Annotated in this window: 23 protein-coding genes; 9 read left to right on the top strand and 14 right to left on the bottom strand. The window is 68.4% G+C overall.

Features of this window, described 5'->3' with window-relative positions; translation table 11 throughout:
* Positions 1-22: 22 nt before the first annotated feature.
* From ACSFBC_RS19240 to ACSFBC_RS19230, 3 genes are read right to left on the bottom strand one after another with little or no spacing between them, the layout of a single operon-like run.
* Positions 23-727 (bottom strand): ABC transporter ATP-binding protein, encoded by a 705-nt coding sequence (locus ACSFBC_RS19240; RefSeq protein WP_435511954.1) that lies wholly within the window; start codon positions 725-727, stop codon positions 23-25.
* Positions 720-1,511 carry an ABC transporter ATP-binding protein gene (locus tag ACSFBC_RS19235; protein ID WP_435511953.1) on the bottom strand — a complete coding sequence of 264 codons (792 nt, stop codon included), beginning with the start codon at positions 1,509-1,511 and terminating at the stop codon, positions 720-722. The genes ACSFBC_RS19240 and ACSFBC_RS19235 overlap by 8 nt, the downstream gene beginning before the upstream one ends.
* A 19-nt stretch (positions 1,512-1,530) precedes the next feature.
* The gene (locus ACSFBC_RS19230; protein ID WP_435511952.1) at positions 1,531-2,751 is read right to left on the bottom strand and encodes an ABC transporter substrate-binding protein; all 1,221 of its coding nucleotides are present in this window, start codon (positions 2,749-2,751) and stop codon (positions 1,531-1,533) included.
* 236 nt (positions 2,752-2,987) lie between these two features.
* Here ACSFBC_RS19230 and ACSFBC_RS19225 point away from each other — a divergent pair, with 236 nt between their 5' ends.
* On the top strand, positions 2,988-3,842 hold the full coding sequence (locus ACSFBC_RS19225; RefSeq protein ID WP_435511951.1) for a helix-turn-helix transcriptional regulator: 855 nt from the start codon (positions 2,988-2,990) through the stop codon (positions 3,840-3,842).
* A gap of 10 nt (positions 3,843-3,852) precedes the next feature.
* Here ACSFBC_RS19225 and ACSFBC_RS19220 read toward each other — a convergent pair whose 3' ends face one another.
* Positions 3,853-4,908 (bottom strand): sugar phosphate isomerase/epimerase family protein, encoded by a 1,056-nt coding sequence (locus tag ACSFBC_RS19220; RefSeq protein WP_435511950.1) that lies wholly within the window; start codon positions 4,906-4,908, stop codon positions 3,853-3,855.
* Between the two features lie 145 nt (positions 4,909-5,053).
* On the opposite strand from ACSFBC_RS19220, the gene ACSFBC_RS19215 reads away from it, so the two are divergent.
* Positions 5,054-5,941 (top strand): gamma-glutamyl-gamma-aminobutyrate hydrolase family protein, encoded by an 888-nt coding sequence (locus tag ACSFBC_RS19215; protein ID WP_219214996.1) that lies wholly within the window; start codon positions 5,054-5,056, stop codon positions 5,939-5,941.
* A gap of 71 nt (positions 5,942-6,012) precedes the next feature.
* Here the strand turns inward: ACSFBC_RS19215 and ACSFBC_RS19210 are convergent, their stop codons facing one another.
* Positions 6,013-7,662 carry an acyl-CoA dehydrogenase family protein gene (locus ACSFBC_RS19210; RefSeq protein ID WP_435511949.1) on the bottom strand — a complete coding sequence of 550 codons (1,650 nt, stop codon included), beginning with the start codon at positions 7,660-7,662 and terminating at the stop codon, positions 6,013-6,015.
* A 167-nt stretch (positions 7,663-7,829) separates the two neighbouring features.
* Here ACSFBC_RS19210 and ACSFBC_RS19205 point away from each other — a divergent pair, with 167 nt between their 5' ends.
* Positions 7,830-8,030 carry a hypothetical protein gene (locus ACSFBC_RS19205; protein WP_435511948.1) on the top strand — a complete coding sequence of 67 codons (201 nt, stop codon included), beginning with the start codon at positions 7,830-7,832 and terminating at the stop codon, positions 8,028-8,030.
* Positions 8,031-8,034: 4 nt separating this feature from the next.
* Here the strand turns inward: ACSFBC_RS19205 and ACSFBC_RS19200 are convergent, their stop codons facing one another.
* The 3 genes from ACSFBC_RS19200 to ACSFBC_RS19190 form a co-directional block, all read right to left on the bottom strand.
* Entirely contained in the window at positions 8,035-8,208 is a 174-nt protein-coding gene (locus ACSFBC_RS19200) for a hypothetical protein (protein WP_435511947.1), read from the bottom strand.
* Positions 8,209-8,332: 124 nt separating this feature from the next.
* Positions 8,333-9,205 (bottom strand): N-formylglutamate amidohydrolase, encoded by an 873-nt coding sequence (locus ACSFBC_RS19195; RefSeq protein WP_435511946.1) that lies wholly within the window; start codon positions 9,203-9,205, stop codon positions 8,333-8,335.
* 102 nt (positions 9,206-9,307) lie between these two features.
* Entirely contained in the window at positions 9,308-10,270 is a 963-nt protein-coding gene (locus tag ACSFBC_RS19190) for a tripartite tricarboxylate transporter substrate binding protein BugE (protein WP_435511945.1), read from the bottom strand.
* A gap of 102 nt (positions 10,271-10,372) precedes the next feature.
* Between ACSFBC_RS19190 and ACSFBC_RS19185 the strand changes: the two genes are divergently transcribed.
* Positions 10,373-11,305 (top strand): LysR substrate-binding domain-containing protein, encoded by a 933-nt coding sequence (locus ACSFBC_RS19185; protein WP_435511944.1) that lies wholly within the window; start codon positions 10,373-10,375, stop codon positions 11,303-11,305.
* 4 nt (positions 11,306-11,309) lie between these two features.
* Here ACSFBC_RS19185 and ACSFBC_RS19180 read toward each other — a convergent pair whose 3' ends face one another.
* Both ACSFBC_RS19180 and ACSFBC_RS19175 read right to left on the bottom strand, forming a co-directional pair.
* Positions 11,310-12,293: a tripartite tricarboxylate transporter substrate binding protein gene (locus ACSFBC_RS19180; RefSeq protein WP_435511943.1), complete on the bottom strand. Its 984-nt coding sequence runs from the start codon at positions 12,291-12,293 to the stop codon at positions 11,310-11,312.
* 3 nt (positions 12,294-12,296) lie between these two features.
* Positions 12,297-15,251, bottom strand: coding sequence for a DNA topoisomerase III (locus ACSFBC_RS19175; protein WP_435511942.1), 2,955 nt, complete (start codon positions 15,249-15,251; stop codon positions 12,297-12,299).
* A gap of 179 nt (positions 15,252-15,430) precedes the next feature.
* Between ACSFBC_RS19175 and ACSFBC_RS19170 the strand changes: the two genes are divergently transcribed.
* Genes ACSFBC_RS19170 through ACSFBC_RS19160 form a run of 3 tightly spaced genes read left to right on the top strand, consistent with a single transcriptional unit; the run spans position 15,431 to position 17,105 of the window.
* A complete protein-coding gene (locus tag ACSFBC_RS19170) occupies positions 15,431-16,039 on the top strand; it encodes an SET domain-containing protein (protein WP_435511941.1) in 609 nt (202 codons plus the stop codon).
* Positions 16,040-16,041: 2 nt separating this feature from the next.
* Positions 16,042-16,866, top strand: a complete 825-nt coding sequence (locus tag ACSFBC_RS19165) for a biotin--[acetyl-CoA-carboxylase] ligase (RefSeq protein ID WP_435511940.1) — start codon at positions 16,042-16,044, stop codon at positions 16,864-16,866.
* 5 nt (positions 16,867-16,871) lie between these two features.
* Positions 16,872-17,105, top strand: coding sequence for a sporulation protein (locus ACSFBC_RS19160; protein WP_435511939.1), 234 nt, complete (start codon positions 16,872-16,874; stop codon positions 17,103-17,105).
* Positions 17,106-17,110: 5 nt separating this feature from the next.
* On the opposite strand, the gene ACSFBC_RS19155 is transcribed toward ACSFBC_RS19160, so the two are convergent.
* Both ACSFBC_RS19155 and ACSFBC_RS19150 read right to left on the bottom strand, forming a co-directional pair.
* Positions 17,111-17,860: a HEAT repeat domain-containing protein gene (locus ACSFBC_RS19155; RefSeq protein ID WP_435511938.1), complete on the bottom strand. Its 750-nt coding sequence runs from the start codon at positions 17,858-17,860 to the stop codon at positions 17,111-17,113.
* A complete protein-coding gene (locus ACSFBC_RS19150) occupies positions 17,857-19,296 on the bottom strand; it encodes a sensor histidine kinase (protein ID WP_435511937.1) in 1,440 nt (479 codons plus the stop codon). The genes ACSFBC_RS19155 and ACSFBC_RS19150 overlap by 4 nt, the downstream gene beginning before the upstream one ends.
* Positions 19,297-19,668: 372 nt before the next feature.
* Here ACSFBC_RS19150 and ACSFBC_RS19145 point away from each other — a divergent pair, with 372 nt between their 5' ends.
* Complete coding sequence (locus ACSFBC_RS19145; RefSeq protein WP_435511936.1) at positions 19,669-20,406, top strand: hypothetical protein; 738 nt, start codon at positions 19,669-19,671, stop codon at positions 20,404-20,406.
* Positions 20,407-20,409: 3 nt separating this feature from the next.
* Here ACSFBC_RS19145 and ACSFBC_RS19140 read toward each other — a convergent pair whose 3' ends face one another.
* Both ACSFBC_RS19140 and ACSFBC_RS19135 read right to left on the bottom strand, forming a co-directional pair.
* Positions 20,410-21,084: a response regulator gene (locus tag ACSFBC_RS19140; RefSeq protein WP_435511935.1), complete on the bottom strand. Its 675-nt coding sequence runs from the start codon at positions 21,082-21,084 to the stop codon at positions 20,410-20,412.
* A 111-nt stretch (positions 21,085-21,195) separates the two neighbouring features.
* Positions 21,196-21,678: a MarR family winged helix-turn-helix transcriptional regulator gene (locus ACSFBC_RS19135; protein WP_435511934.1), complete on the bottom strand. Its 483-nt coding sequence runs from the start codon at positions 21,676-21,678 to the stop codon at positions 21,196-21,198.
* 143 nt (positions 21,679-21,821) lie between these two features.
* On the opposite strand from ACSFBC_RS19135, the gene recA reads away from it, so the two are divergent.
* Positions 21,822-22,946 carry a recombinase RecA gene (recA, locus tag ACSFBC_RS19130; protein WP_435511933.1) on the top strand — a complete coding sequence of 375 codons (1,125 nt, stop codon included), beginning with the start codon at positions 21,822-21,824 and terminating at the stop codon, positions 22,944-22,946.
* Positions 22,947-22,972: the final 26 nt, after the last annotated feature.

Genomic DNA, 22,972 nt, shown 5'->3' with positions numbered 1-22,972 from the left:
CATAGCTCTTGTTTCTCGAGGGTCAGACGCCCAGGCGCGCCGCGATGCGCTCGAAGTCGCGCGCCAGCGCGGCGCTGTCGAGGCAGTCGACCACGCGGCCCGATTCGACGAGGCAGTGACGGTCGGCGAACTCCGCCGCGAAGTGCACGTTCTGCTCCACCAGCACGATGGTGTAGCCGCGCTGGCGCAGGTCGATCAGCAGCGCGCCGATGCGTTCGACGATCACCGGCGCAAGGCCTTCGGTGGGCTCGTCGAGCAGCAGCAGCCGCGCGCCGGTGCGCAGGATGCGGGCGATGGCGAGCATCTGCTGCTCTCCGCCCGACAGTTGCGTGCCCGCGGATTTCGCGCGTGCCGCAAGGTTGGGAAACAGCGCCATCAGCTCGGCCTCGCTCATGCCGCCGCTCGCCACCACCGGCGGCAACAGCAGGTTCTCGCGCACGCTCAGCGAGGCGTAGATGCCGCGGTCGTCGGGGCAGAAGGCGACGCCCGCGCGACCGATCTCGTGCGGCGCGAGGTCGATCAACTCGCGCCCTGCGAGGCGGATCGCACCGGTGCGCTGCGGCACGATGCCCATCACCGACTTCAGCAGCGTCGACTTGCCCGCGCCGTTGCGCCCGAGCAGCGTGACGATCTCGCCGGCATGCACCTGCAGGTCGATGCCGTGCAGCGCCTGGCTCGGGCCGTACCAGGCCCGCAGGTCGCGGATGTCGAGCAGGGGTTCAGCCATGAGCGCCTCCGCTGCGGGACTTGGCCGCCTTGCCCAGATAGGCGCGGGCCACCTGCGCGTTGGCGGCGATGCTGGCGTAGTCGCCTTCGGCCAGCACTTCGCCATGCGCCAATACCGTGATGCGGTCGCACAGGTTGGCGACCACCGACAGGTTGTGCTCCACCATCAGCACCGTGCGCCCGCGTGCGGCGACGCGGATGAGTTCGGTGGCCTGCACGATGTCCTCTCCGCCCATGCCGGCCATCGGCTCGTCGAGCAGCAGCATGCGTGGTTCGAGCGCCAGCGTGGTCGCCAGCTCGAGCGCGCGCTTGCGGCCGTAGGGCAGCGCACCCGCCGCGTGGCGGGCCCAGCCGTCGAGCCCGACGTCAGCCAGCAGCGCATGCGCGCGCTCGTCGTGCACGCGAAGCACCTTGTCGCTGCGCCACCAGTCGAAGGAGTGGCCGCGGTGGCGTTGCAGCGCGAGCCGGACGTTCTCGAACACGCTCAGTTGCGCGAACACCGCCGAGATCTGGAACGAGCGCACCAGCCCGAGCCGTGCGACGGCATCGGCCGCCAGGTGCGTGATGTCGCGGCCTTCGAACGCGATGCGTCCGGCGCTCGGCTCGATGAAGCGCGTGAGCAGGTTGAAGCAGGTCGTCTTGCCCGCACCGTTGGGGCCGATCAGCGCATGGATGCTGCCGGTCTGCACGCGCAGGTCCACGCCCTGCGCGCCGCCCACGGCGCGAAAGCCGTTGAAATCGCGCGCGAGCCCCTGCGCTTCCAGCGCATAACCGGTGTGCTGCATCGTGGTGGCGCCGCGGCGTTTACTTCTTGACCAGGTAGCAGCTGCTGGCGGACAGCGGCTGGAAGGCCTGGTCGGCCGGAATGGTCTTGATCGGCTTGAGATAGTCCCACGGGCCTTTCGATTCGGCCGGCGACTTCACTTCCCACAGGTACATGTCGTGCACCATGCGGCCGTCGGCGCGGATCTGGCCCTTGCCGGTGAAGAAGTCGTTGATGGGCAATTCGCGCATCTTGGTCGACACCGCATCGGGTTCGTCGGTGCCGGCGGCCTGCACCGCCTTCAGGTAGTGCATCGTCGACGAGTAGTCGGCGGCCTGGCTCATGTTGGGCATGAGCTTCACGCGCTGCTCGTAGCGGCGTGCGAACTTGCGCGCCTCGTCGTTCATGTCCCAGTACCAGGCGTTGGTGAGCATCAGGCCCTGTGCCGACTCGAGGCCGAGCGCATGCACGTCGTTGATCCACAGCAGCAGCGCGGCCAGCTTCTGGTTCTTCGTGATGCCGAATTCCTTGGCCGCCTTGATCGCGTTGATGGTGTCGCCGCCGGTCGACGCGAGGCCGATGATCTTGGCCTTGGAGGCCTGGGCCTGCAGCATGTACGACGAGAAATCGGTGGTGTTGAGCGGATGCCGCGCGGCGCCCACCACGCGGCCCTTGGCACCGCGCACCACGTCGCCGACCTGCTGTTCCAGGCCGATGCCGAAGGCGAAGTCGACGGTCAGGAAGAACCAGGTGTCGCCGCCCTGCTCGACGAGCGTGCGGCCGGTGCCGTGCGCCAGGGAGTAGGCGTCGTAGGCGTAGTGCACCGTATAGGGCGAGCACACCTGGTTGGTCAGGCCCATGTTGGACGAGCCGTTCACGATGATGTGGCGCTTCTTCTCCTTGGCCACCGCGGCCACGGCCAGCGCCACGCCGGAGTTGGAGAGGTCGGCGATCAGGTCGACGCCGTTCGCGTCGAACCATTCGCGCGCCTTGGCCGCACCCACGTCGGCCTTGTTCTGATGGTCGGCGAAGACCACCTCGATCGGCTTGCCGAACATCTTGCCGCCGAAGTCCTCGACCGCCATCTTCACCGCCTCGACCGCGCCCTTGCCGGAGAGGTCGGCGTAGATGCCCGACATGTCGGTCAGCACGCCGATGCGCACCACGTCGCCCGAGAGCTGCGCTGTTTGCGCGCCGGCCGAGCCGAGCGCACCGATCAGGGTCAGGGAGGCGGCGGCCACCTGCTTCAGAACATTTCGCATGCTTGTCTCCTTCGTTGTGGGTGAGGCTCGGCAAGGTGTCCGAGTTGCAGGGATGCTACGAAGCACGACCCCGTCCGGCCATGCCGCAGCGGCACAGGAAACTACTCAAAACCCACATTCAGGGGCGGACAAACCCCGAGTGCCGTGCCGACGACGGGGGCACGTTGCACGCTGAAAATGAGGAGCGCATCCCACAGCAGAATCCCGTCAACGTCGCCGGAGCCCTCACTGCACCCATGCCTGCCGATCTCATCGAACTGAAGGAAACGCACATCTGGGGCGAGGACAGCCGCGTGACCGTGGTGCGCGCCGAGCAGTGCGAGGCGCTGGCGGCGCGACACATCGCGCACGTGGCCGTGATGGATGCGACCGAGCCCTACACCATCGTCCGCACGAACCTGAGCGGCGCCTACCTGCACACCTGCCTGGGCGGCGAGGGCCGCACCCTGCTCGATGGCCGCTGGTACGCGCACAAGTCGGGCATGACGAGCTTCGCGCCGGCGCACGTGCTGCACGCCTTCCACTGCATCCCGGGGCAGCGCTGGCAGGTCTGCTGGGTGCGCTTCATGCCCAGCTCGCCGCGCTCGGTGGAGAACGCCATGGCGCCGGGCATGACCCTGTTCGACGGACGCGCGCTCGAGCACGCGATCCTCGGTCTGGCCAGCGAGATGCAGGGCGCGGCCGACCCCGGCAGCTGCGCGATCTGGGTCGACGTGATCGAACGCTACGTCGCGCGCGTCGTCGAGCCCTGGCAACGCGAGCCGCGCCTGGTGGGCCTCTGGAACGCCGTGCAGCAGGACCTGGGCCGCGACTGGACGCTGGCCGAGATGGCGCGTCTCGCAAGCACCAGCGAGGAGCATCTGCGCCGCCTGTGCCAGAAGAGTCTGGGCCGCAGCCCCGGCAAGCAACTCGCCGCGATGCGCATCGCGCAGGCCGCGCACCGGCTGGCCACCTCGGCCGAGAAGGTGGAGGCGATCGCGCGCAGCGTGGGCTACGTGAACCCCTTCGCCTTCTCCAACACCTTCAAGCGCCTCACGGGCTTCAGGCCGACGGACTACCGCGCCCGGCCGCGCGACGCGACCGACGGCTGAACGCGAGGCCTCAGCCGATGCCGAGCATCTTCCGATTGGCCGCCTGGTCCACCCCGCCCGCGGCGAAATCGTCGAAGGCGCGGTCGGCCACGCGGATGATGTGCCCGGCGATGAAGGGCGCACCCTCGCGGGCGCCGTCTTCGGGGTGCTTGATGCAGCACTCCCACTCGAGCACCGCCCAGCCGTCGAAGTCGTAGGTGGCCATCTTCGAGAAGATCGCACCGAAATCGACCTGGCCGTCGCCCAGCGAGCGGAAGCGGCCGGCACGGTTCACCCAGGACTGGAAGCCGCCGTAGACGCCCTGCTTGCCGCTCGGGTTGAACTCGGCGTCCTTCACATGGAAGGCCTTGATGCGCTCGTGGTAGTGGTCGATGTAGGCCAGGTAGTCGAGCTGCTGCAGCAGGAAATGGCTCGGGTCGTACAGCAGGCAGGCGCGCGGATGCTGGCCCACGCGCTCGAGGAACATCTCGTAGCTCACGCCGTCGTGCAGGTCCTCGCCGGGATGCACCTCGTAGCAGACGTCGACGCCCGCGTCGTCGAAGGCATTGAGGATCGGCAGCCAGCGCCGCGCGAGCTCGTCGAAGGCCTCGTCGATCAGGCCCGGCGGGCGCGGCGGCCAGGAATACAGGTAGGGCCAGGCCAGCGCGCCCGAGAAGGTGGCGTGCGCCTTCAGGCCCAGCCGCGACGAGGCCCTGGCCGCGAGCATCAGCTGCTCGACCGCCCATTGCTGGCGCGCGACCGGGTTGCCGCGCACCTCGGGCGCCGCGAAACCGTCGAAGCCGGCGTCGTAGGCCGGATGCACGGCCACCAGCTGGCCCTGCAGATGGCTCGACAGCTCGGTGATCTGCAGGCCGTGCCGTGCCAGCGTGCCCAGCACCTCGTCGCAATAGGTCTGGCTCTCGGCTGCGCGCCGAAGGTCGAACAGGCGCGCGTCCCAGCTGGGGATCTGCACGCCCTTGTAGCCCAGCCCCGCGGCCCAGCCGGCGATCGCGTCGAGCGAGTTGAACGGGGCCGTGTCGCCGGCGAACTGGGCCAGGAAGATGCCCGGGCCTTGGATGGTCTTCATCGCGATGTCCTCATGGGGTGTGCAGTCCGTCTGCGGTCTGCGCAACACGAAAGCATATAGGCATGTCGTCCGACTGGCCTCCGCGGCCGGGCGGCGCCACAATGGCTTTCCGTCTCTGCCCGCCGCGTCTCCCGCGGCCACCGCCATGCCTCAGAACGTCGCCGGTCGATTGAAGATCGGCCTTTCCGCCTGCTTCCAGCACGCCGATCCGGCGCGTTCCCTGTTCACCAACAAGACCCTGCAGTACGTCGAGCAGTCGATCGCGCACTGGCTGATGTCCGCCGGCGCGATGGTGGTCATGGTGCCCTGTCCGACCGGCGAAACCGCGCGCGGCGACACCATGCTCTCGCACTACGCCGAGTGGCTCGACGGCGTGGTGATGCACGGCGGCGCCGACGTCTGGCCCGGCAGCTACGGCGAGGTGCCGATGCGCGATGCCTGGGTCGGCGACCGCATCCGCGACCTTTACGACCTGGCGCTGGTCGAGGCCTTCGAGCAGGCCGGCAAGCCGATCTTCGGCGTCTGCCGCGGTCTGCAGCTGATCAACGTGGCCTTCGGCGGCACGCTGTTCCAGGACATCGAGACGCAGCATCCCAACGCGCTGCGCCACCGCGACCCGGAGAGCTACGACCAGAACTTCCACGACATCGTGATGGTCGAGGGCACGCAGCTCTCGCGCATGTACCCGGGCGTGCAGCACGCGCGGGTCAACAGCATCCACCACCAGGGCATCAAGGACCTGGCGCCGGGATTCGAGGTCGAGGCGTGGAGCTATCCCGACCGCGTGCCCGAAGCCATCCGCCGCGTGAACGGCCGGGCCGGCCGCGGCTACATCGCCGCCACCCAGTGGCACCCCGAATTCCACAAGGCCGGCGGCACCATCAGCACGGTCGACGACACCGCCATCCTCAACGACTTTCTCGGCGCCTGCACCGCGGCCCGCGTGCAGCCGCACCGTCCGCACCGCAGCGCGCCCGGCAAGATCCGCGACCGCGCGGCGCGCATGCTGCGCCAGGCCTTGCTGCGGCGCTGAATCGGCCGTTCAGCCGCAGGCTTTCGCGGCCCGGCTGGACGAGGGCGTGCGGGTCGAGGAGGGCGCCGCCTTCAATGCCACGCAGCGCGCACCAGCGCGCCGGGGTCGCGGGTGCCGGCGCTGATGCCGGTGACCGGGCCCCAGTCGGGGTCGAAGCGGCTCGACACGAAGGCGGCCGAGGCGTCGGCGCTCGCGTGTTGCAGCATCAGGCAGGCCTGCGTCGCGCGCACCAGCCGCTGGGTGAAGCGGCGCGCCTGGCGCTCCAGTTCCTGCGGCGGCAGCTGCACCATGCCGCGCAGCGCGTCGATCTCGGCCAGCAGCCGCGGCTCGCCCGCCGAGATGCCCTGCAGTTGCGCGAGCACCAGGTGCACGTCGTCGGGGTTGCGCGAGATGGCGCGCAGCACGTCCAGGCACATCACGTTGCCCGAGCCTTCCCAGATCGAGTTGACCGGCGCTTCGCGGAACAGCCGGCCCATCGGGCCGTCCTCCACATAGCCGTTGCCGCCGAAGACTTCCATCGCCTCGCCGGTGAGCGCCACCGCGCGCTTGCAGTTCCAGAACTTGGCGGCGGGCGTGAGCAGCCGGCGCCAGGCCGTGTCCAGCGGCGCGGCCGAGCCGAAGCGCGAGGCCAGTTCCATCGCCAGCAGCGTGGCGCTCTCGGATTCGAGCGCCATGTCGGCCAGCAGCTCGGTCATCACCGGCTGATCGACCAGCGCCTTGCCGAAGGCGTAGCGGTTGCGCGCGTAGTGCGCGGCCTGCACGAAGGCCTGCCGCATGAAGCCCGCGCTGGACAGCGCGCAGTCGAGCCGGGTCACGGTCGCCATCTCGATGAGGGTCGGGATGCCGCGGCCCTCGTCGCCGACGCGCACGCCCCAGGCTTCCTTGAACTCGACCTCGCTGCTCGAATTGGAGCGGTTGCCGACCTTGTCCTTGAGCCGCTGGATGTGGATGGGGTTCTTGCTGCCGTCGGGCCGCCAGCGCGGCACGAAGAAGCACGAGGCGCCGTGTTCGTCGGTCTTGGCCAGCACCAGGTGGCCGTCGCACATCGGCGCCGAGAAGAACCACTTGTGGCCGGTGATCAGGAACTCGTCGCCCCACGGGCCACTTGCCATGCGCCCCGTCGGTACGGCGCGCGTGGTGTTGCTGCGCACGTCGCTGCCGCCCTGCTTCTCGGTCATGCCCATGCCGACGGTCATCGAGGCCTTGCCCTCGAGCGGGATGTCGCGCGCATCGTGCTCGTTCGACGCCAGCTTGGCGCGCAGGTCGGCGTACAGCGCGGCGTTGCGGCGCATCACCGGGATGCAGGCCTTGGTCATGGTGGTCGGGCAGGTCGAGCCCGACTCGATCTGGCTGTGCATGTAGAGCGAGGCGCCGTACCCGACCCAGGCCGAGGGCCGCTCGTCGAAGAAGGGCAGGTTGGCGATGCCGTTGCGCCGCGCGATGGCCATCATCGTGTGCCACGCCGGATGGAACTGCACCTGGTCGATGCGCTCGCCGATGCGCGAGTGGGTGTGCAGCTCGGGCTCGTGGCGGTTGGCGTCCTCGGCGGCGCGCAGCGTGGCCTCGGCACCGTACTCGGCGCCCTGGCGCACCAGTTCGTCGTCGCGCCAGCCGGCACCGCCGCGTGCGACCGCGCTGCGCAGCGCGGGGTCGCTGGTGTAGACGTTGTAGTCCTTGAGTTCGGGGACCTGGTTGTCGGGGTGGATGCCGGTGGTGGTCATGCGTGTGTCTCGCGGGTCGGTGAGAGTCCGGGCGCTGCCTTGTGGCGCGCAGGCGGCGTGCGCGAATCCTCGAATACGGCGTTGCTGCGGGCCATTGCAGAATGCCGTTCGATGGGTCCCCAAATTCTAGGAACAACCGGGCCGCAAGGTGTTCGGGTTCGGCGCCGATGACAAGCGCCCGCGCGCCCGTTCCCGCGCCGAGGAAAAAGCCACGCCAATCCCGCGCGCGCCACACCTCGCAGGCCTTGCAGGACGCCTTTGTTCGGTTTCTGGTCGTGAAGGGCGATGCGGCCATCACCATCCGCAAGATCGCGGCTGTGGCGGGGCACGGGGCTCGGCAGCACGGCTACCTGGCCGGCATGGCCTGAAGGATCAGCGCGACGACCGGGTGTTGTAACCGCTGACGCCGGCGTCGATGGTGCCGAACACCGTGACGCCGCTGCCCGACGGGGCCGATGAAGACGACGGGTTGCCGCCCGTGCCGGCACAGCCGGCGACCAGCACGCCCATCGCGACGGCGAAAACAGCTGCAATGAATGGCTTCACGGAAAACTCCAGGGAATGGCGCGACTGCGGTCGGCCCACTATAGGCCGCCGCGCTTTGCCGCCCTCAACGACACGCCTGCCGGCAGCAGGGTTGTTGTGCAACCCGGCTGCGGCAGGCGGTCGATCAGCGCGGATCGGTCGCCAGCAGCATCGCGACCATCGACCGCAGATGTTCCTGCAGCCGCGCCGCGCCGGTGTCGTCCAGCGCCAGCGTGGTCTCGTCCATGTAGAGCCGGCGGTTGATCTCGACCTGGATGCTGTGCCGGTGGGCTGCCGGGTTGCCGTGCCGGCGCACCAGCTCCACGCCCTTGTACGGGTGGTTGTAGTCCACGCTGTAGCCCCGCGCGCGCAGGTGCTCGCAGAGCCTGTGCGACAGCGCCGGCGCGGCCGTGCTGCCGTCGCGGTCCCCGATCACGAAGTCGGCGTGCGCAAGGCCCGGGAAGTCGGTGGCGTGGCTGCCCGCAATGGCCGGCATCGAATGGCAGTTGATGTGGATGCTGTAGCCGTGCCGCGCGTGCGCCTCGTCGATGGCCTGCGCCACCGCCGCGTGGTACGGCCGCCAGCACTGGTCGATGCGCTGGCGCACCTCGTCCACCGTGAGCGGCCGGTCGTAGATCGGCAGGCCCTCGTCGGTGAGCTTCCAGATCAGGCCCTTGCCCAGGCGCACTTTCGACAGCACGCGCGGATCGGTCGACACCGGCCCGGTCCACGGACCGTCGAGCATGGTGATGTCGACCTCGGTCATGTCGCGGTTGGCGTCGAGGTAGCTGCGCGGGAAGTGCGCCTCGACCCAGGCCGCGCCCATGGCGCTCGCGAAGGCATAGAGCTTCTCGACGTGGGTGTCCTCGGCCCGGCGCAGCGTGGCGAGGTCGCACACCGGCCGGAAGTCGTCGGGGTAGACGGTGCCGCTGTGCGGCGAGTCCAGCACCAGCGGGGTGTGCCCGGCGACGCTCGTCACCTGGGCGCGGGTTTGAATCAGTTTCAGGACCGGATGCATAGGCGACTCAGGCCTCCCGCCGGGCCGCCCCAAGGGAGCCCTGTGCCCCCTCGGGGGGCAGCGAATACACGAAGTGATGAGCGTGGGGGTTCATAGGTCGGGTCAGTCCAATCGGATGCGCGCGAAGGCGGCCACCTTCTTCATCTTCTCGATCTCGCTCGCGATCTGCTGGGTGAACTCGGCCGGCGTGGTGCCCGAGGCGTACAGCCCCTGCAGCGACAGCCGCTCGCGCACCGAGCTGTCCTTCAGCGCGGTCGCCACCGCCTGCTGCATGCGCAGCACCAGTTCGGCCGGCGTGCCGGCCGGCGCGATCATGCCGAACCACGACGGGTCGTTGTTGGCCGGGTAGCCCAGTTCGCCGTAGGTCGGCACTTCGGGCAGCACGTCGAGGCGGCTGCTCCAGGACACGGCCAGCGCCTTCAGCTTGCCGGCCTTCACGTGCGGCAGCGACGACGCCACCTGGTCGAAGTACACCGGCACCTGGCCCGCGAGCACGTCGTTGATGGCCGGGCCCGCACCACGGTAGGGGATGTGCACCATCGAGGTTCCGGTGTTGCTCTTGAACAGCTCGCCCCACATGTGGCCGATGGTGCCGTTGCCCGGCGAGGCGTACGACACCTTGCCCGGGTTGGCCTTCAGGTACTTCACCAGTTCGGCGAAGCTGCCGACCGGCAGCACGGACGGGTTGATGACCACCACGCCCGGCGCCTTCACCAGCTCGGTCACCGCGACGAAGCCCTTGATCGGGTCGTAGGGCAGCTTCGCATAGACGGCCGGGTTGACGCCGTGCGTGGACAGCGTGGCCACGCCGAAGGCCAGGCCGTCCGGGGCGGCGCGGGCCAGTTCGGCCATGCCGATGGAGCCGCCGGCGCCGGCGCGGTTGTCGATCACCACGGGCTGCTGGAGGATCTTGGCCAGGGGCTCGGAAAGCACGCGGGCCGTGATGTCGGTGGCGCCACCGGGCGGGAAGGGCACGACCAGGCGGATCGGCTTGCCTTGGGCAAAGGATATTCCTGGAACGACGGAAGCGGCGGCCAGCGTGGAAATGAAATGACGACGTTGCATAGGGTTCTTCCAATGAAGTAGGGAGTGATGTACGGCATCACTTCAAGCAAAGGATAGACCAGCTAACATTCTGATTTGGAATGTTTTAATGGGCATCTCGCCATGTCAATGCGCCGCCTCAATCCGCCCCTGAACCTGCTGCGTGCCTTCTCGACGGTGGTGCGCTTCGGCGGCGTCTCGCGCGCGGCCGAGGCGCTGCACCTCACGCAGGGCGCGGTCAGCAAGCAGGTGCAGGAGCTCGAACGCTGGATCGGCGCGCCGCTGTTCGAGCGCAGCCGCAAGCGGCTGGCGCTCACGCCCGCGGGGGAGCGCTACGAGAAAGCGGTGCGCGCCCTGCTCGCGCAACTGGAGGCGGCCACGCTGGAGCTCATCACCAGCGGCGACGGCGGTGGCGCGCTGCACCTGTCGACGCTGCCGACTTTCGGCGCCAAGTGGCTGATTCCACGGCTGCCCGATTTCCAGCGCCGCCATCCGCAGATCACGCTGCATTTCGTCCCCTTCATGCATGGCTACGACTTCGAGCGGCCGGAGCTCGACTGCGCCATCCTGTTCGGCGACGGCCATTGGCCCGGTGCCCGTTCGCACTACCTGTCGGGGCAGGACGTCGCGCTGATCGCACCGCGCGCGGCGCAGGCCGAGGCCGTCATCAGGACACCGCAGGACGTGGCGCGCTGCACGCTGCTGCGCCACGTGACGGTGCCGCAGTCGTGGGTGCAATGGAGCGAGGCGCACGGCGTGCGCGGGCTCGATCCGCTGGCGGGCCCGCAGTTCGACCAGTTCCAGACCATGATCCGCGCGGTGATGGTGGGCATGGGCGTGGCGCTGGTGCCGCGCTGCCTGGTGCAGGACGAGATTGCCTCGGGACTGGTGGACGAGCCGCTGCCCGGCGGTGGCTACCGCGGCAACGAAGGCTACTGGTTCTGCTATCCCGAAGGGCGTGGCCAGCTGGCCACGCTCGATCATTTCCGCAACTGGCTGCTGGCCGAAGTCGACCGCAGCGGGGAGGCTGCGCCGCCATCGGCCGTGCTGGCCTGAGAGGCTACTCGGGCTTGGCGCCCGAAGCCTTCACCGCCGCACCCCAGAGGCCGATCTCGCTCGCCACGAAGCGGTCGAACTCGGGGCCGCTCGTCGGCGCCGGCTCGGAGCCCCGGTCGCGGATGAAGCGCGCCATCTGCTCGCTCTTCAGGATGTCGGTCACCTCGTGGTTCAGCCGCGCCACGATCTCGGGCGGCGTGCCGCGCGGTGCCATCAGGCCGAGCCAGCCCACGGCCTCGAAGCCCTTGGTGCCGGCCACGCCGGACTCGCGCACGGTGGGCACGTCGGGCAACTGCGACGAGCGCGTGGCCGAAGTCACCGCCAGCGGAATCGCCTTGCCCGACTTGATGTGCGGCAGCGCGGCCGTCACCGAATCGACCATCAGCGGGACCTGGTTGCCCAGGAAATCCGCCTGCGCCGGCCCGCTGCCGCGGTACGGAATGTGCGTCATGAACACATGCGCCGCCGACTTGTACATCTCGCCCGACAGGTGCTGCGTGCCGCCGATGCCGGCGCTCGCGTAACTGAGCTTGCCGGGCTCGGCCTTGGCGCGCGCCGTGAGGTCGGCCAGCGTGCGGATGCCGCTCTCGGGCGTGGCCAGGAACACCAGCGGCACCTTCGCGATCAGCGAGACGCCCACCAGGTCCTTGCGCGGGTCGAAGCCCGGCTTGGCGTAGAGCGTCTGGTTCACCGCCATCGCGCTGCCGGCCACCACCAGCGTGTAGCCGTCGGGCTGGGCGCGCACCACGAACTCGGTGCCGATGTTGCTGCCGGCGCCGGCCTTGTTGTCGATGATCACTGGCTGGCCCAGCCGCTTGCCGAGCTGTTCGGCGAGCGCGCGGGCGAAGATGTCGGAGGCCTGCCCCGGAGGGAAAGGCACGACCAGTTTGACGGGTCGCTCGGGCCACGTGGCGGCATGGGCCAGGCCCGCGCTGCCGATCAGAGTGACTGCGGCTGCCAGCGCGGCGGCAAGGTGACGGCGTTGCATGACTTAAAGCGCCGAGAGGTGTTTGCCCACGATGCCCGCGAGCTCGAACATCGTCACCTGGTCCTTGCCGAACACGGGTTTCAGCTTGGCGTCGGCATTGATGGCGCGCTTGTTGGCCGCGTCCTGCAGGTTGTTGGCCTTGATGTAGTCCCACAGCTTCTTGATGACCTCGGTGCGCGCCACCGGATCGGCGCCGATCACCGCGGCCAGCGCGTCGCTGGGCTTGAGGCCCGCGCCCGGCTTGCGCGGCGTGGCCGCCTTCTTCGCGGCCGGTGCCTTCTTGGCGGCGGGCGTCTTCTTCGCCGCCACCTTCTTGGCGGCCGCGGTCTTGGCCGCCGGCTTGCCGAAGGTCTTGCGCGGCGGGAATTTGCTGCCGCCTTCGCGCGGTGCGAACTCGAAGGTCACCTTGCCCTCTTCGGCGTTCCAGGTCAGGAAGGCCTTGAAGGCGCGGCGCGTGCGCATGCTCACGAACTTGTCGAGCAGGTCGGTCTTGCCGGTGGCGAGCAGCTTTTCCATCTGGTCGCGTTCCACCGGTTGCTGCAGGATGATCTTGCCGGTCTTGAAGGTGCAGCTGGGCGTGGGCTGCGCGGTGGTCGGCACCGACTTCTCGCAGACGTAGTTGCTGCCGTGGTCGAAGACCGGCGCGCCGCACACCGGGCACGGGCCCACGGTGTCCTGCGCGCTGAAGTCGACGATCTCGCCGCTCTCGGCGTTCTTGTCGTCGCCGAAGTCGAACTCCAGCTTCCAGTTCTTGGCCTCCTCGTCGAACTTGATGACGATCTCGGCAGTGAAGGGCCAGCCGGCCTTGGAGCGGAAGCCGTCGATCGGGCCGATGTGCTTGTCGCGCAGCAGCGCCTCGGCCTCGGCCACCTCGAAGGTGCGGCCGGCCGGCGACTTGCCGAACGAGAAGCCGCAGGCGTCTTCGCCGGTGCCGCTCTTGCCGGTGCAGGCGTAGCGGCGGTAGTTTTCGCGCACGATGCCGCTGCAGTTGGGGCACGGCGTCTCGAGCGTGGCGTAGTCGCCCGGCACGGTGTCGCGGTCGTATTCCTTGGCCTTCTTGACGATGTGCTCGGTCATGGCCGCAATCTCGCGCATGAAGGCATCGCGGCTCAGCGCGCCCTTCTCCATCTGCGCGAGCTTGTATTCCCACTCGCCGGTCAGCTCGGCCTTGGAGAGTTCCTCCACGCCCAGGCCGCGCAACAGCGTCATGAGCTGGAAGGCCTTGGCGGTCGGGATCAGCTCGCGGCCTTCGCGCAGCATGTATTTCTCGGCGATCAGCCCTTCGATGGTGGCCGCGCGCGTGGCTGGCGTGCCCAGGCCTTTTTCCTGCATGGCCTCGCGCAGCTCGTCGTCGTCGATGGTCTTGCCGGCGCCTTCCATGGCGCCGAGCAGCGTGGCTTCGGAGTAGCGCGCGGGCGGGCGCGTCTTCAGGCCCTTGATGTCGGCCGACTCGGTGTTGACGATCTCGCCCGGCTTCACCGGCACGAGGCGCTTGCCGTCCTTGTCGTCTTCCTTCTCGTCGTCCTGCGCTTCCTTGCCGTAGATCGCCAGCCAGCCCGGCTTCACCAGCACCTTGCCGTCGGTGCGGAACGGGTACTTCTTGCCGCCCTGCTCGACCGTGCTGATGCGCGTGGTGACCTGGTGCTCGGCGCTCGGGAAGAACACCGACAGGAAACGCCGCACCACGAAGTCGTACAGCTTCTGCTCGGCTTCGCTCAGGCCGCTCGGGGCTTGCAGCGTCGGGATGATGGCGAAGTGATCGGACACCTTGGCGTTGTCGAAGATGCGCTTGTTGGGCTTCACGTAGTTGCCGTCGACCGCCTGCTTGGCGAACGGCGCCAGGTGCTTCATGCCGCTGTTGGCGAGCATGCCCATGGTGTCCTTGACCACCGGCAGATAGTCTTCCGGCAGTGCGCGCGAATCGGTACGCGGGTAGGTCAGGGCCTTGTGGCGTTCGTACAGGCTCTGGGCCAAGGCCAGCGTGGTCTTGGCGCTGAAGCCGAAACGGCCGTTGGCCTCGCGCTGCAGCGAGGTCAGGTCGAACAGCGCGGGCGAGGCCTGCGTGGTGGGCTTGCTTTCTTCGGTGACGGTGGCGGGCTTGCCGCGCGCGGCGTTGGCGATGGCCAGCGCTTCCTGCTCGTTCCAGACGCGGTCCGCCCGTTGTTCAGGGTCCGGTTCTCCATTCGCGAGGAGCGGCGCGTTGGCCTTCTTCCAGTTGGCGTCGAACCACTTGCCCGGGTACTCGCCGGCCTCGGCCGCGAAGCTGCCGTGCACTTCCCAATAGTTGCGCGAGACGAACTTGCGGATCTGCTCCTCGCGCTCCACCACCACCGACAGCGTGGGCGTCTGCACGCGGCCCACGGTCGTCAGGAAGAAGCCGCCGTCGCGCGAGTTGAACGCGGTCATGGCGCGCGTGCCGTTGATGCCCACCAGCCAGTCGGCCTCGGAGCGCGAACGCGCGGCGTCGGCCAGGCCCTGCATCTGCTTTTCGGTGCGCAGCGATTCGAAGCCGTCGCGAATGGCCTGCGGCGTCATCGATTGCAGCCACAGGCGCTTGACCGGCTTGCCCAGCGGCGCCTTGCCGCCGGCGTATTGCTCGATCAGGCGGAAGATCAGTTCGCCCTCGCGGCCCGCGTCGCAGGCGTTGATGAGTTGCGTCACGTCCTTGCGCTTGGCCTGCTTGACCACGGCGTTCAGGCGCGTCTTGGTCTTGTCGACCGGCTTCAGGTCGAAGTGGGGCGGAATCACCGGCAGGTTGGCAAAGCTCCACTTGCCACGCTTGACGTCGAATTCCTCGGGCGCCTGGATCTCGACCAGGTGGCCGACGGCGCTGGTCACGACGTACTGATCGCTCTCGAAGTATTCGTCGTAACGCTCGAACTTGCCGGCCGTGGGCGTGAGTGCGCGGACGATGTCCTGCGCCACCGACGGTTTCTCTGCAATTACCAGTGTCTTCATAAGTCCAGCATTCAAAAAATGGGGCGAGGCTGGCGCGGGCTGCCGGTCGGCGGCCCGCGGTCCCCTCGGACGGCAGCCATGGCGTGCAGTGTGCAACGCGGCGGCCACATACAATCGGCGGCTCTCGCGTGCGCACGCACGCGCATGTGTGTGCATATTCAAACTATCAGACTTCGGCGATGCCTTCAAAAATCCCTTCGATCCCAGGCCGCCGCATCCAGACCCGTCGTTCCGGTGTCCACGGCAAGGGCGTCTTCGCCGTGCAGGATGTCGCCGAGGGCGAGACGCTGATCGAATACAAGGGCGAGGTGATTTCCTGGAAGGAGGCCCTGCGCCGCCATCCGCACGATCCGGCCCAGCCCAACCACACCTTCTACTTCCACATCGACGACAAGCGCGTGATCGACGGCAAGGTCGACGGCAACGCCGCCAAGTGGATCAACCATGCCTGCGACCCGAACTGCGAGGCCGACGAGATCGAGGGCCGCATCTTCATCAAGGCGCTGCGCAACATTTCGGCCGGCGAAGAGCTCAACTACGACTACGGCCTGATCATCGACCTGCCATACACGCCGGAACTGCTGGCCGAGTTCCCTTGCTGGTGCGGCACGGAGGCCTGCCGCGGCACGCTGCTGACGCCCAAGGACGAAGACGAAGAGAAGAAGAAAAAGAAGAAGGCGAAGAAAAAGGCCGAAAAGAAGAAGGCCGAGAAAAAGGCAGCCGAAAAGGCGGACAAGAAGGCGGAAAAGAATGCCGCCAAGAAAGACAAGTCCGACCCCAAGGACTGACCATGAGCAGCAGCGACAACAGCACCACGGCCGCCTGGTTCGAGGACCGGATCGCCTCGGCGGTCGCGCCGCTGTTGCCGGGCTTCACGGTCGAGGCCGTGGCCGAAATCGATTCCACCAACACCGAGCTGATGCGCCGTGCGCGCGCCGGCCGCACCGAGCCGGTGTTGCTGGTGGCCGAGCGCCAGACTGCGGGACGCGGCCGCCTCGGCCGCCCCTGGCAGAGCGCGCCACAGAACGAACCCGCGGCTTCGCTCCTGTTTTCGCTGGGCCTGCCGCTGGCGCCCGCCGACTGGTCGGGCCTGTCGCTCGCCGTGGGTGTCAGCGTGGCCGAAAGCCTGGACCCGACGGGCGAGCACAAGGTCGGGCTCAAGTGGCCCAACGACCTATGGGTCAACGACAGCAAGCTGGTCGGCATCCTGATCGAGACCGCGCTGCCGCATGCCGGCCGGCAAGACGGCCAGCGCTACCTGGTGATCGGCATCGGCATCAACATCGGTGCGCGCAACGGCGACGGCATGCGCACGCCGCCCGCGTGGCTGCGCCAGTGGCGGCCCGAGGCGAGCGCGCCCGAGGTGCTGCGCGAATTGGCCGAGCCGCTGGTGCGCGCCGTGCTGGCTTTCGAGGCCGGCGGCTTCGCGCCTTTTGCCGAGCGTTTTGCCGCGCGCGACGTGCTGCGCGGGCGCGAGGTGGTGCTGAGCGACGGCACCCACGGCTTGTGCGAAGGCGTGGCATGGGGCGGTGAACTGCAGGTGCGCACCGACGCCGGCCTGCAGCGGATCACCAGCGACGAAGTGAGCGTGCGCCCTCGCGGCATGTCGTTCTGAGCCGGATGAAACTGCGCCTGGTCCTCGTCGTCTTGTTGCTGGCCAACGCCGGCTATTTCTTGTGGGCGCGCGGCGATCTCGCCGGCTTCGGCCTGGCGCCGGCCGGGCTCAACGAGCGCGAGCCGCAGCGCATGGCGCGGCAGGTCCGGCCCGAGTGGCTGCAGATCCGCAAGGAAGCCACGGCCGGCACGCCGGCGACCCCGCCCGCATCGGCGCCGGCCCCAGCCCCAGCCCCGTAATCGGGTCAGGCGGCGCGCGCGAACATGCGGCGCGCCTTGGCCAGCGCGGCCTGCAATTTTTCTTCGGACGGTGGCTCGTGCGAACTTGAACTCAGGCCGAACTTCTTGCCCGCGATTTCCTGCACCGCGACCAGGATGCCGCCAAGTGCCACCGGATCGGTCTCGGCCTCGAGGGCCGTGCGCAAGCATTCGAGCGCCTTGGGCGCCGCGCTGCGGCGGTTGAACACGATCTGCATCAGCGCACTGGCGGCCCATCGGCGGTTCGCGACGGCGGGGTCGTTGGCGAGCAGCGGCGCCACCTTCGCGATGTCGGTCGTGCCGCCGAGCCAGCCGATCACCCACAGGCCCTTGCAGCGCAGGTCTTCGTGCGGCGACGCGAGCGCGGCGCGCGCCAGTGCCGCCGTTTCCTTCAGGCGCCGGCCCTTGCGGTACTTGAAGGTGCCGAGCATCTGCAGCACCGTCGCCTGCATCACCGGGTCGTGCTCTTGGTCGAAGCACGCGAGCAGATGGTCTTCGGCTTCGTCGCCGCGCTCGCTGAACTTGCGGCAGAGCCAGTCGTACAGCTCGCTGTCCATGCCGGTGTCGCGCAGCAGCGCGTAGTGAAAGGCCAGCGCCTCGGCCGATTGCAGTTCCAGCAGGTCGGCGCCGAAATCGAACATGTCCGACACATCGGTGTCGGTGCGGATCGTCTTGAAGCGGCGGCGCAGGGCCTCGATGGCCTTGCTCTCCCCGCCCTCCTCGGTGGACGCACTCATTCCAGATGCTCTCCTTTGAAACGAACGGTGAAGCGCGCTCCCGGCGGATGCTCGCCCGGGTGCGCGTCTTCCAGTTCCACCTGCGCGCCGTGCTGGTTGGCAATCTCGCGCACGATCGGCAGGCCCAGCCCCGAGCCGTCGGCCTCGTTGCCGAGCACGCGGTAGAACGGCTCGAACACCAGCTCGCGGTCGGCCTCCGCGATGCCGGGGCCGTTGTCTTCCACCTGCAGCACCACGCGGCCGAAGGGGTCGGCCAGCACGCGCGCGGTGATCATGCCTGCGTGGTCGGGCGGCGAGGGCGTGTAGTTCAGCGCGTTGTCGACCAGGTTGCGCACCAGCTCCTTGAGCAGCGTCGGGTTGCCCTGCAGCGTCACGCCGGGCGTGCCGGCTTCGGCGCCGTCGTAGCCGAGGTCGATGCGCCGCTCGATGGCCCGCGGCACGGCTTCGCGCACCACCTCGATGGTCAGGCGCGCCAGGTCGCAGGACTGGCGCCCCAGCGTGGCGCTGCTGCCCTCGGCGCGCGCCAGCGAGAGCAGCTGGTTGACCGTGTGGGTGGCGCGCACGCTGGCGCGGCCGATCTGCTTGAGCGACTGTTTGAGTTCCTCGGCATTGGCGCCTTCGCGCTGCGCCAGGTCGGCCTGCATGCGCAGCCCGGCCAGCGGCGTCTTGAGCTGGTGTGCGGCATCGGCCAGGAAGCGTTTCTGCGTGGCGATCGAATCGTGCAGCTTGTTGAGCAGCTCGTTCACCGACGACACCAGCGGGATCACCTCCAGCGGCACGCCCGATTCGTCCAGCGGGCTCAGGTCGTCGGGCCGACGCTCGCGGATGCGCGCCTCCACCACCGACAGCGGCTTGATGCCGCGCACCAGCGCCAGCCAGATCAGCAGCACCGCCAGCGGCAGGATGGCGAACTGCGGCAGCAGCACGCCCTTGATGATCTCGGTGGCCAGCACCGACTGCTTCTCGCGCGTCTCGGCCACCTGCACCAGCGCATGCGGTGCATCGGGCGTGCCGCCGGGCACCCACAGCGAGCCGATGCGCACCGCCTTGCCGCGCATCGTGGCGTCGTGCAGGTAGACCATGCCGGTGGTCGGCAGTTCGTCGGAGTGCGGCGGTGGCACGTCGCGCTCGCCGCTCAACAGCTGGCCGCGGCCATCGAGCACCTGGTAGTAGACGACGTCGGTGTCGTCGCCGCTCAGGATGTCGCGCGCGGCCTGCGGCAGCGGAAACTGGATGCGGCCGTCCTGCACCACCAGCAGCCGGGCCAGCGTGCGCACGTTGTTCTCGAGCGCACGGTCGAAGGGCGCGTTGGCGATGCCCTGCGCCACCAACCAGGTCACGCCGATGCTCACCGGCACCAGCAGCAGCAGCGGCGTGAGCATCCAGTCGAGGATCTCGCCGAACAGCGAGCGCTGGGCGCGCTGGAACAACTTCATGGTCTGCGACTCCGTTGCGGAGGAATCCCGCGTCCTTGTGACATGGGTCCGCTCGCGCGAGGGTTCGGGGGGCCGAATGTGGGTAGCATTTGCTCGCGAATTTCGCACACTACAAAAAAGTTCAGGGAGTGAATCATGAAGCACGCAGCAGCGGGCGGCTTGGCGCCGCCGTTTTCGAAAGCCTTGGCGGTGGCCTTGTTGAGTGCAGGACTCGGCGCCTGTGGCGGGGGCGGTGGCGGGGACGGCGCGCCGCCCAGCGCGATGGGTTTCCCCTCGGCGCCAGCGCCGGCCCCACGTCCAGCGCCTGCGCCGCCCCCCGCGCCATCCCCGGCCCCCGCACCTGCGGGACCTCGCGTCGATCCCTATGCCCCGGTGGCCGGTTCGGAGCCGCTGCCCCTGTTGACGGCGCCGCAGCCCGGCTCCACGGCGGATGTGGGCAACGGCAGCGAAGGCCTCTACGAGGAGATGTTCGGCTACACCTTCGTCAGTTCCAGGGGTGAGCTCGCGCGCACGATGCTGCTAGGCACACTGTGGGGATCGGTGTCGGTCACGGGGCCCAACTGGAGCTTCAACCCCGACACCCAGTTCTACTATCTGAAGGCCTCGCCCGTGACCGGTTCCGGCACCTTCAGCGCCAAGGCCTCGATGGACGGCAACTATTCGACCGACGGCCGTTCTCCCGAGGCCTGGGGGCCGTTGCGCTACAGCAGCGCCAACGCGCTGGCGGTGACGCAGGACAGCGTCACCGGCACCTGGAGCAACATCGGCGAGAAAAAGAACATCGGCCTGTCGATCACGGTCAACGAGACGGGCTACTTCAGCGGCCGGACGGCGGGCTCTGAGATCGGTGTGTGTGCGGTGACGGGCGCCGTCGGGCTGTCCCAGCCGAACAGCGCCAAGAACTTCTACGCGCTGTCCTTGAACGCGACGAATGCCGCGGCCGCCGGTGAAAAAGCCTGCCAGCTCGATACCGCCGCCTATGGCGGTCCCGCCGCCATCATCTTCGCGCCGGCCGGAAGCTTCGCGGGCAACGGCTACTTCCGCAACCTGGGCTTCGTGGTCCGTACCGCCAACAAGGCCACCCTGTCGGCGAGCCTGCGCAAGCAGTGAACCCTAAGCCGGGATCTTCTCGAGGCAGTACCCCAAACCGCGCACCGTCGCGATGCGGATCGGACCCTTCTCGATCTTCTTGCGCAGCCGGTGGATGTAGACCTCGATGGCGTTGATGCTCACTTCTTCGCCCCACTCGCAGAGCCGCTCGACCAACTGGTCCTTGCTGACCAGCCGGCCGGCGCGCTGCAGCAGCACTTCGAGCAGACCGAGTTCGCGGGCCGAGAGCTCGATCATCTTGCCGTCGATGGTGGCCACGCGGCCGGCCTGGTCGTAGAGCAGCGGGCCGTGCTTGATCGCGTTGCTGGTGCCGCCCATGCCGCGCCGCGTGAGGGCGCGCACGCGGGCCTCGAGTTCCTGCAGCGAGAAGGGCTTGGCCATGTAGTCGTCGGCGCCGTGGTCCAGGCCCTTGACGCGTTCTTCCACGCTGTCGGCCGCGGTGAGCACCAGCACCGGCAGTTGCGAGCCGCGCGCCCGCAGCCGCTTGAGGATTTCCAGGCCGTGCAGGTTGGGCAGGCCCAGGTCGAGGATCAGCAGGTCGAACTCGCTGTTGGTCATCAGCGCGGCGTCGGCCTGCGAGCCGGTGGCCACGCGGTCCACGGCGGCACCCGAGGTGCGCAGGCTGCGCAGCAGGGCGTCGGCCAGCACCTGGTCGTCTTCCGCAATCAGAATCCGCATGAGCCACCTCCGGCTTGTGGGGCGCGTCGTTGCGCTTTTTTTACTCGTCTCCGCGGCGGATTCTAGGCGTCGTGTCCCCGCCAGGCTTGCGTGGGCTCAACTTCCGACCCCTCAGCCCGCGTAGGCCTCGAGGCCGATGGTGACCACGGTCGCGATCTCGTCGCCGACGCTCGCGCGGAATTCGCTTTCCGCCTGCGCCACGGCCCGGCGGAAGGCTTCGAGCCAGGCCAGCCCGTCGGCCGTGAAGCGCACGCGTCGCGCGCGTGCATCCAGCGGATCGGCTTCGCGCGTGACAAGGCCCCAGGCCTCGCACTGGTCGACCAGCGTGCCCATCGCCTGCTTGGTCATGCCGGCACGCTCGGCCAGCTCGGTCAGGCGCGAACCGCCGCGCGCCAGGTGCCGCGTGATGTGGATGTGCGCCGCGCTGACTTGCGCACGCGCCGCCAGGTTCGACAAGGCCAGCGGCACGTCGGCGTCGTGCGCCATCAGCGCCAGCACGCGCTCGTCGAAGCGGCGCATCGCATGACCCAGCAGACGGCCCAGGTGGGTCTGGCGCCAGGCGTCGGGATCGGCGGGAAAGGGGCTGTCGGTCATGGCTTTAATGGTAAGCCAAACTGACCAAAAAACTGATTGCCACGAAAGTACGGGCCGCTACACTACTGTTCAAGCATCCAGCCTGTCATTAAACGCAGCGGGATGAAAACCCAACAACCCGTTGATATTCAAGGAGATTTCTCATGGACGCACTCGTCAAGGGCAGCAGCATCTCGGTGGCCGGCAGCGAAAAGGCCAAGGCCCTGCAGGCCGCGCTCGCGCAAATTGAAAAGCAGTTCGGCAAGGGCACGATCATGCGGCTGGGCGAGGGCGAAGCGCTGGAAGACGTGCAGGTGGTCTCCACCGGTTCGCTGGGCCTGGACATCGCGCTGGGCGTCGGCGGCCTGCCGCGCGGTCGCGTGATCGAAATCTACGGCCCCGAATCCTCGGGCAAGACCACGCTCACGCTGCAGGTCATCGCCCAGATGCAGAAGCAGGCCGGCACCTGCGCTTTCGTCGACGCCGAGCATGCGCTCGACGTGCAGTACGCGCAGAAGCTGGGCGTGAACCTGTCCGACCTGCTGATCAGCCAGCCCGACACCGGCGAGCAGGCGCTCGAGATCGTCGACTCGCTGGTGCGCTCGGGCGCCGTCGACCTGATCGTGGTCGACTCGGTTGCCGCGCTCACGCCGCGCGCCGAAATCGAAGGCGACATGGGCGATTCGCTGCCCGGCCTGCAGGCCCGGCTGATGAGCCAGGCGCTGCGCAAGCTGACCGCCAGCATCAAGAAGACCAACTGCATGGTCATCTTCATCAACCAGATCCGCATGAAGATCGGCGTCATGTTCGGCTCGCCCGAAACCACCACCGGCGGCAATGCGCTGAAGTTCTACGCCTCGGTGCGGCTGGACATCCGCCGCATCGGCACCATCAAGAAGGGCGAAGAGGCGATCGGCAACGAGACCAAGGTCAAGGTGGTCAAGAACAAGGTCAGCCCGCCCTTCAAGACGGCCGAGTTCGACATCCTGTTCGGCGAAGGCATCAGCCGCGAAGGCGAGATCATCGACATGGGCGTGACCGCCAAGATCGTCGACAAGTCGGGCGCCTGGTACGCCTACAACGGCGAGAAGATCGGCCAGGGCCGAGACAACGCACGCGAATTCCTGCGCGAGAACCCGACGCTGTCGCGTGAGATCGAGAACAAGGTGCGCGAATCGCTGGGCATCCCGCTGCTCGCGGCCGACGCGGGTTCGGACGCCGCCGAGGCCGAAGCCAAGGCGAAGGCCAAGGCCGACGCCAAGGCAGCCAAGCAGCAGCCGCAGGCCTGATCGGGACGGGCGTGCCTGCCGCCTGG

Source organism: Variovorax frigidus, from assembly GCF_051216515.1.
Lineage (GTDB): Bacteria > Pseudomonadota > Gammaproteobacteria > Burkholderiales > Burkholderiaceae_C > Variovorax.
This window is presented reverse-complemented; position numbering and strand designations above follow the sequence as displayed.